Source organism: Pseudomonas sp. MPR-R2A5 (assembly GCF_058793055.1).
This window is the reverse complement of the sequence record NZ_JBXAFK010000043.1, coordinates 66,318-72,776: the sequence shown is the minus strand read 5'-3', so window position 1 is coordinate 72,776 and position 6,459 is coordinate 66,318. Positions and strand designations below refer to the sequence as shown.

The 6,459-nt window shown below is 60.3% G+C and carries 6 protein-coding genes; all 6 read left to right on the top strand.

From position 1 onward, the window contains the following. Positions 1-319: 319 nt before the first annotated feature. The 6 genes from AC1Q6I_RS26015 (at position 320) to fliA (ending at position 6,356) form a co-directional block, all read left to right on the top strand. On the top strand, positions 320-520 hold the full coding sequence (locus AC1Q6I_RS26015; protein ID WP_024076699.1) for a cold-shock protein: 201 nt from the start codon (positions 320-322) through the stop codon (positions 518-520). Between the two features lie 44 nt (positions 521-564). After that, positions 565-768, top strand: a complete 204-nt coding sequence (gene cspE, locus AC1Q6I_RS26010; protein WP_024076698.1) for a transcription antiterminator/RNA stability regulator CspE — start codon at positions 565-567, stop codon at positions 766-768. 469 nt (positions 769-1,237) lie between these two features. After that, positions 1,238-3,352: a flagellar biosynthesis protein FlhA gene (gene flhA, locus AC1Q6I_RS26005; protein WP_041160990.1), complete on the top strand. Its 2,115-nt coding sequence runs from the start codon at positions 1,238-1,240 to the stop codon at positions 3,350-3,352. 11 nt (positions 3,353-3,363) lie between these two features. After that, positions 3,364-4,680 (top strand): flagellar biosynthesis GTPase FlhF, encoded by a 1,317-nt coding sequence (flhF, locus tag AC1Q6I_RS26000; RefSeq protein ID WP_024076695.1) that lies wholly within the window; start codon positions 3,364-3,366, stop codon positions 4,678-4,680. A gap of 105 nt (positions 4,681-4,785) precedes the next feature. Continuing rightward, positions 4,786-5,619: a flagellar synthesis regulator FleN gene (gene fleN / locus AC1Q6I_RS25995; RefSeq protein ID WP_003192912.1), complete on the top strand. Its 834-nt coding sequence runs from the start codon at positions 4,786-4,788 to the stop codon at positions 5,617-5,619. Further along, complete coding sequence (gene fliA, locus AC1Q6I_RS25990; protein ID WP_024076694.1) at positions 5,616-6,356, top strand: RNA polymerase sigma factor FliA; 741 nt, start codon at positions 5,616-5,618, stop codon at positions 6,354-6,356. The genes fleN and fliA overlap by 4 nt, the downstream gene beginning before the upstream one ends. Positions 6,357-6,459: the final 103 nt, after the last annotated feature.

Sequence of the window (6,459 nt, the reverse complement as noted above, 5' to 3'; positions counted from 1 at the left end):
CGCCTGTGAGTTCTTCGCGAGCAAGCTCGCTCCTACAAAAAAGCCTTAACTGAACGGCATTAGGGCTTGCCCCGCGTCGGGCTGCGAAGCAGCCCCGGCAGGAACACCGCAGTCCTTCAGGCGCAACTCAGTGTCTGTTTTTGGGGCCGCTTCGCAGCCCGACGCGGGGCAAGCCCGCTCGCCACAAATGTGCTCTCCTTCCCCTATGACCGCTCATCGCAAACACCCCTCAACCTGTCAACTTTGACAGTAGCCACCATCGCCTTATCGCGTTTCTATTGCCTCAGGCACTGCGCAACAAGATGCAGGATGTGAAGTGATGAAGCCATTTACAGGCAGAGTCAAAGCTTATAACCAGAAGACCGGCAAGGGCTCTATTGCGCCGGATGAAGGCGGGGACGACGTGTCAGTAGATCGGCGTGGCTCGGGTGGACACAGGCTTTCGAAGGGTCAGAAAGTCTCGTTCCTGATGATCCATCGACCGGATGGCATCTATGCCTATGACGTAAAACTGATCTGACGACACCTGTGCAGGTCCTTAATTGAAGTATTCGGAGAACGGCTATGGCTACGGGTACTGTGAAGTGGTTCAACGCAGAGAAGGGGTTTGGCTTCATCACTCCCGACGACGGCAGTCCGGATCTTTTTGTCCACTACTCGACGATTCAGTCTGCGGGTTACAAAAGCCTTGAGGAGAATCAAAAGGTCGAGTTCGAGGTCACTCAAGGCCAAAAGGGCCCGCAGGCTGCCAACGTACGTGTCCTATGAGCTTGATGATCGTTCCTGCAGGGTGCTGCAGGAACGATCAGCCATCAGGCCATCAAGTGCTCGCTGTCCTCCAGCACTCTGTCAGCCAGCAGCTTTGCCAGCCCGATCAACTGCGCAACGCCCAGCGCACCTTCGCGTTTTGCCCCGCCCAATTCAATGACCCCGGCATATCCCAGGTGGCAACGGATGGATGCACCTCCGATAGGTGGGAGGGGGCTTGCCCCCGATAGCGGCGCATCAGTCACCTGTTCTTGGCCTGACACACTGCAATCGGGGGCAAGTCGAATCGTCGCACCGCCCCTCCCACATTTGAACGGTGTATATCCGGTAGAACTCGGGCGCCTGTAGCGATCCATACCCTCAAAAGCAAAGTTGGAAGGCTTCTTGCAATACCGCCTTCAAGTCGCCAACTGGCGTCAAAAGTTTGCTTTAAGGGATACGGGGAATACCGGTGGTAGATCGCTCTCAAATGCTCAGCACGGCCCGTGGCACCCTGACTGATTTGTCACGGGGCAACCTGGGTGTGCCGTTGTTGTTGCTGGTGATGCTGGCAATGATGATGTTGCCGATGCCGCCGTTCCTGCTCGATGTGTTCTTCACCTTCAACATCGCTTTGTCCGTCGTCGTCCTGTTGGTCTGCGTGTATGCCCTGCGGCCGCTGGATTTCGCGGTGTTCCCGACGATCCTGCTGATTGCGACCCTGCTGCGGCTGGCGCTGAACGTGGCCTCCACGCGGGTGGTGATGCTCCACGGCCAGGACGGCCATGCTGCCGCAGGCAAGGTGATCCAGGCCTTCGGTGAGGTGGTGATCGGCGGTAACTACGTGGTCGGTATCGTGGTGTTCGCGATCCTGATGATCATCAACTTCGTGGTGGTGACCAAGGGTGCCGGGCGGATTTCCGAGGTGAGCGCGCGCTTTACCCTCGACGCCATGCCCGGCAAGCAAATGGCCATTGACGCCGACCTCAACGCTGGCCTGATCGATCAGAACCAGGCCAAGTCGCGCCGCCTGGAAGTGGCCCAGGAAGCCGAGTTCTATGGCTCCATGGACGGCGCCAGTAAGTTTGTACGCGGTGACGCCATCGCGGGCCTGTTGATTCTGTTCATCAACCTGATCGGCGGCATGGCGGTCGGGATCTTCCAGCACGGCATGACCTTCGGCGATGCCGGCAAGGTGTATGCCTTGCTGACCATCGGTGACGGTTTAGTGGCGCAATTGCCATCACTGTTGTTATCTACAGCTGCGGCGATCATGGTGACCCGTGCGTCGGGCTCCGAAGACATGGGCAAGCAGATCAGCCGGCAGATGTTTGCCTCGCCCAAGGCGCTGGCCGTGGCGGCGGGCATCATGGCGATCATGGGGCTCGTGCCCGGCATGCCCCATGTGTCGTTCCTCAGCATGGCGGCCATGGCGGCGGGTGGCGCCTACCTGTTCTGGAAAAAACAGAACACGATCAAGGTGAAGGCCCAGCAAGAGATCGCGCGCCAGCAGGAACTGCTGCCATCCCCGGCCCGTGCCCAGGAAACCAAGGAATTGGGCTGGGACGACGTGACCCCGATCGACATGATCGGCCTGGAAGTCGGCTACCGCCTGATTCCGCTGGTCGACCGCAACCAGGGTGGGCAATTGCTCGCGCGGATCAAGGGGGTGCGCAAGAAGCTGTCCCAGGACCTGGGCTTCCTGATGCCCACCGTACACATCCGCGACAACCTCGACCTAGCCCCCAGCGCCTACCGCCTGACCCTGATGGGCGTGATCCTCGCGGAAGCCGAGATCTACCCCGACCGCGAACTGGCGATCAACCCCGGCCAGGTGTTCGGCACGCTCAACGGCATTACCGCCAAAGATCCGGCTTTTGGCCTGGAAGCGGTGTGGATCGAAATCAGCCAACGCAGCCAGGCGCAGTCGCTGGGTTACACCGTGGTGGACGCCAGCACCGTGGTCGCCACCCACCTCAACCAGATTCTGTACAAGCACTCACACGAGCTGATCGGCCACGAAGAAGTCCAGCAATTGATGGGGTTGCTCAGCAAAGCCTCGCCAAAACTGGCCGAAGAGCTGGTGCCGGGCGTGCTGTCGCTGTCGCAGCTGCTCAAAGTGCTGCAGGCGTTGCTCGCCGAACAGGTGCCGGTACGCGATATTCGCAGCATCGCCGAGGCTATCGCCAACAATGCCGCCAAGAGTCAAGATACTGCCGCGCTGGTGGCTGCGGTGCGTGTCGGATTGTCCCGCGCAATCGTGCAAAGCATTGTGGGGCTTGACTCCGAGCTGCCTGTGATCACCTTGGAACCAAGGTTGGAACAAATATTGCTCAATAGTATTCAGAAGGCCGGACTTGGCCAGGAAGAGGGTGTCCTGCTGGAGCCGAGCATGGCTGAAAAGCTGCAGCGTTCGTTGATCGACGCGGCGCAGCGCCAGGAAATGCAGGGCCAGCCGGTGATTCTGTTGGTAGCAGGCCCGGTCCGAGCGATGTTGTCGCGGTTTGGACGCCTGGCAGTACCGAATTTGCACGTATTGGCTTACCAGGAAATTCCTGACAATAAGCAAGTGACCATCGTCGCGACAGTTGGGCCCAACGGCTGAGGTAGTGGGTTATGCAAGTAAAGCGTTTTTTCGCCGCCGATATGCGTCAGGCCATGAAACTGGTCCGTGATGAGCTGGGCGCCGACGCTGCGATTATCGGTAACCGCCGTATTGCTGGCGGTGTCGAGCTGACGGCTGCCCTGGACTACACCCCTTCGGCGCTGGCCCCGCGCGTGCCGAACATGGAACTCGAAGACGAGCTGCGCAAGACCGCCTCGCGCATTGTGTCGGCCCAGGCTGAGCTGAGCATGCGGGGTGACAGCGATGCCACCACCAATCGCCAGTTGTTCGCCGGCTTGCCGCTGACCGCTGCCGAGCCGCTGGTCGAACCTACGTTCAAAGAACCGCCACGTCCTGCAGCGCCCGCGCCGGCTGCCGCAGTCGACCAGCGCGTGTTCGATTCGATGCGCTTTGAACTCAACGGCCTGCGTGAATTGCTGGAAGTGCAGTTGGGCTCGCTGGCCTGGACCCAGTTGCAAGGCAGCAAACCACACCAGGCTAACCTCTGGCGTCGCCTGCAACGCATCGGCCTGTCTGGCCCGTTGTCCCGCGACCTGTTGGCGCTGACCACCGAAATCGAAGAACCTCGCCAGGCCTGGCGCATGTTGCTGGCCCACCTGGCGCGGATGATCGCCACTCCGGAAATCGAACCCCTGGAAGAGGGCGGTGTGATCGCCATGGTCGGCCCTGCCGGCATGGGCAAGACCACCACCCTGGCCAAGCTGGCGGCCCGTTATGTGCTCAAATACGGCGCTTCGAATATCGCGCTGGTGAGCATGGACAGCTACCGTATCGGCGCCCAGGAGCAACTCAAGACCCTGGGCCGCATCCTCAATGTGTCGGTGACCCACGTCGACCCGGGCCAGTCGCTGGCCAACGCGCTCGACCCGTTGCTGCGCAAACGCGTGGTGCTGATCGACACCGCGGGGCTGCAAGCCAGCGACCCGGCCTTGCGCCTGCAACTGGAAAGCCTGGCCGGGCGTGGCATCAAGTCTAAAAATTACCTGGTGCTTGCAACCACCAGCCAAAAACAAGTTCTTACCGCTGCGTACCATAGCTACAAGCGCTGCGGGCTGGCCGGCTGCATCCTGACTAAGCTTGATGAAACGGCGAGTCTGGGCGAGGTGTTGAGCCTGGCCATCAGTCATGAACTACCGGTCGCCTACCTGACCGACGGGCCGCGGATCCCGGATGACCTGCATCTGCCGCGCCGTCATCAGTTGGTCAGCCGTGCCGTCAGCGTGCAAATGCAAGAAGAGCCTAGCGAGGAAGCGATGGCCGACATGTTCGCTGACCTCTACCACAACCCGGCAAAACGGGTGGGTTGAGTCAGTATGAACACCGTGAAATGTATCTACATCGATGGTCTGCAAGCGATTCACGCGGCCAAGCCATGTAGCCTGCGTCTAAGCAAGACAAGGTAAAGAAATAAAATGGGCAGCATGCATCCCGTACAGGTGATCGCGGTGACCGGCGGCAAAGGTGGCGTCGGGAAAACTAACGTGTCAGTGAATTTGTCCCTGGCGCTGGCAGAGCTTGGCCGTCGCGTCATGCTGCTGGATGCTGACCTGGGGCTGGCGAATGTCGACGTTCTGCTGGGACTGACGCCCAAACATACCCTCGCCGATGTGATCGAGGGCCGCTGTGAGCTGCGTGATGTGCTGCTCCAGGGCCCCGGTGGGATCCGTATCGTACCGGCCGCCTCGGGCACCCAGAGCATGGTGCACCTGAGCCCGGCGCAGCATGCCGGTCTGATCCAGGCGTTCAGCGATATCGGCGACAACCTCGACGTGCTGGTGATCGACACCGCCGCCGGGATCGGCGAGTCGGTGGTCAGCTTCGTGCGCGCCGCGCAGGAAGTGTTGCTGGTGGTCTGCGATGAACCCACCTCGATCACCGACGCCTATGCCCTGATCAAACTGCTTAACCGCGACTACGGCATGAACCGCTTCCGCGTGCTGGCCAACATGGCCCAAAGCCCGCAGGAAGGCCGCAACCTGTTCGCCAAGTTGACCAAGGTCACGGATCGCTTTCTCGATGTCGCCCTACAATACGTCGGCGCAGTTCCCTATGACGAGTGTGTGCGCAAGGCTGTGCAAAAGCAGCGTGCAGTCTACGAAGCGTTCCCTCGTTCGAAATGCGCCTTGGCGTTCAAGGCTATTGCTCAGAAGGTCGATACTTGGCCGTTGCCCGCCAACCCTCGGGGGCATCTGGAGTTTTTCGTCGAGCGATTGGTGCATCAGACGAGCGCAGGACCCGTGCTATGACAGCGACCGGCTACAACGCCTACAAGAAGTCCGCCCGTGACAGTCAGGGTGAGTTGATCGAGCGTTACGCGCCTTTGGTCAAACGCATCGCCTATCACTTGCTGGCACGCCTCCCCGCCAGTGTCCAGGTCGAAGACCTGATCCAGGCCGGCATGATCGGCCTTCTCGAAGTGTCGACCAAATACGACGCGAGCAAGGGCGCGAGTTTCGAGACGTATGCGGGTATCCGTATCCGTGGCGCGATGCTCGATGAGGTGCGCAAAGGCGATTGGGCGCCGCGTTCGGTACACCGCAATACGCGCATGGTCAGTGACGCAATTCGGTCAATTGAAGCAAAAACCGGTCGCGACGCTAAAGATCATGAAGTTGCGGCCGAACTCCAATTGAGTCTCGACGATTATTACGGGATTTTGAACGATACCTTGGGCAGCCGCCTGTTCAGTTTCGACGACCTGTTGCAGGACGGCGAACACGAAGGGTTGCACGAGGACGGCGCGAGTACGCATATGGAGCCGTCGCGTGACCTGGAGGATGAACGCTTCCAGGGCGCATTGGCCGACGCAATTGCCAATTTGCCGGAGCGTGAGCGACTGGTGTTGGCGCTGTACTACGACGAAGAGCTGAACCTCAAGGAAATCGGTGAGGTCCTGGGGGTCAGCGAATCGCGTGTCAGCCAGCTGCACAGCCAGTGCGCGGCCCGCTTGCGGGGGCGATTGGGAGAGTGGCGCGCGCGCTGACAGGCAGTGTGGGGACACTGCAGACGCAACCGCGAGGGCCTTGGCCGCCGCGGGGGCTAACCGTGGTGCCCTGGGCAGTCCTTTTTGTGTAACGCCTGTTGAT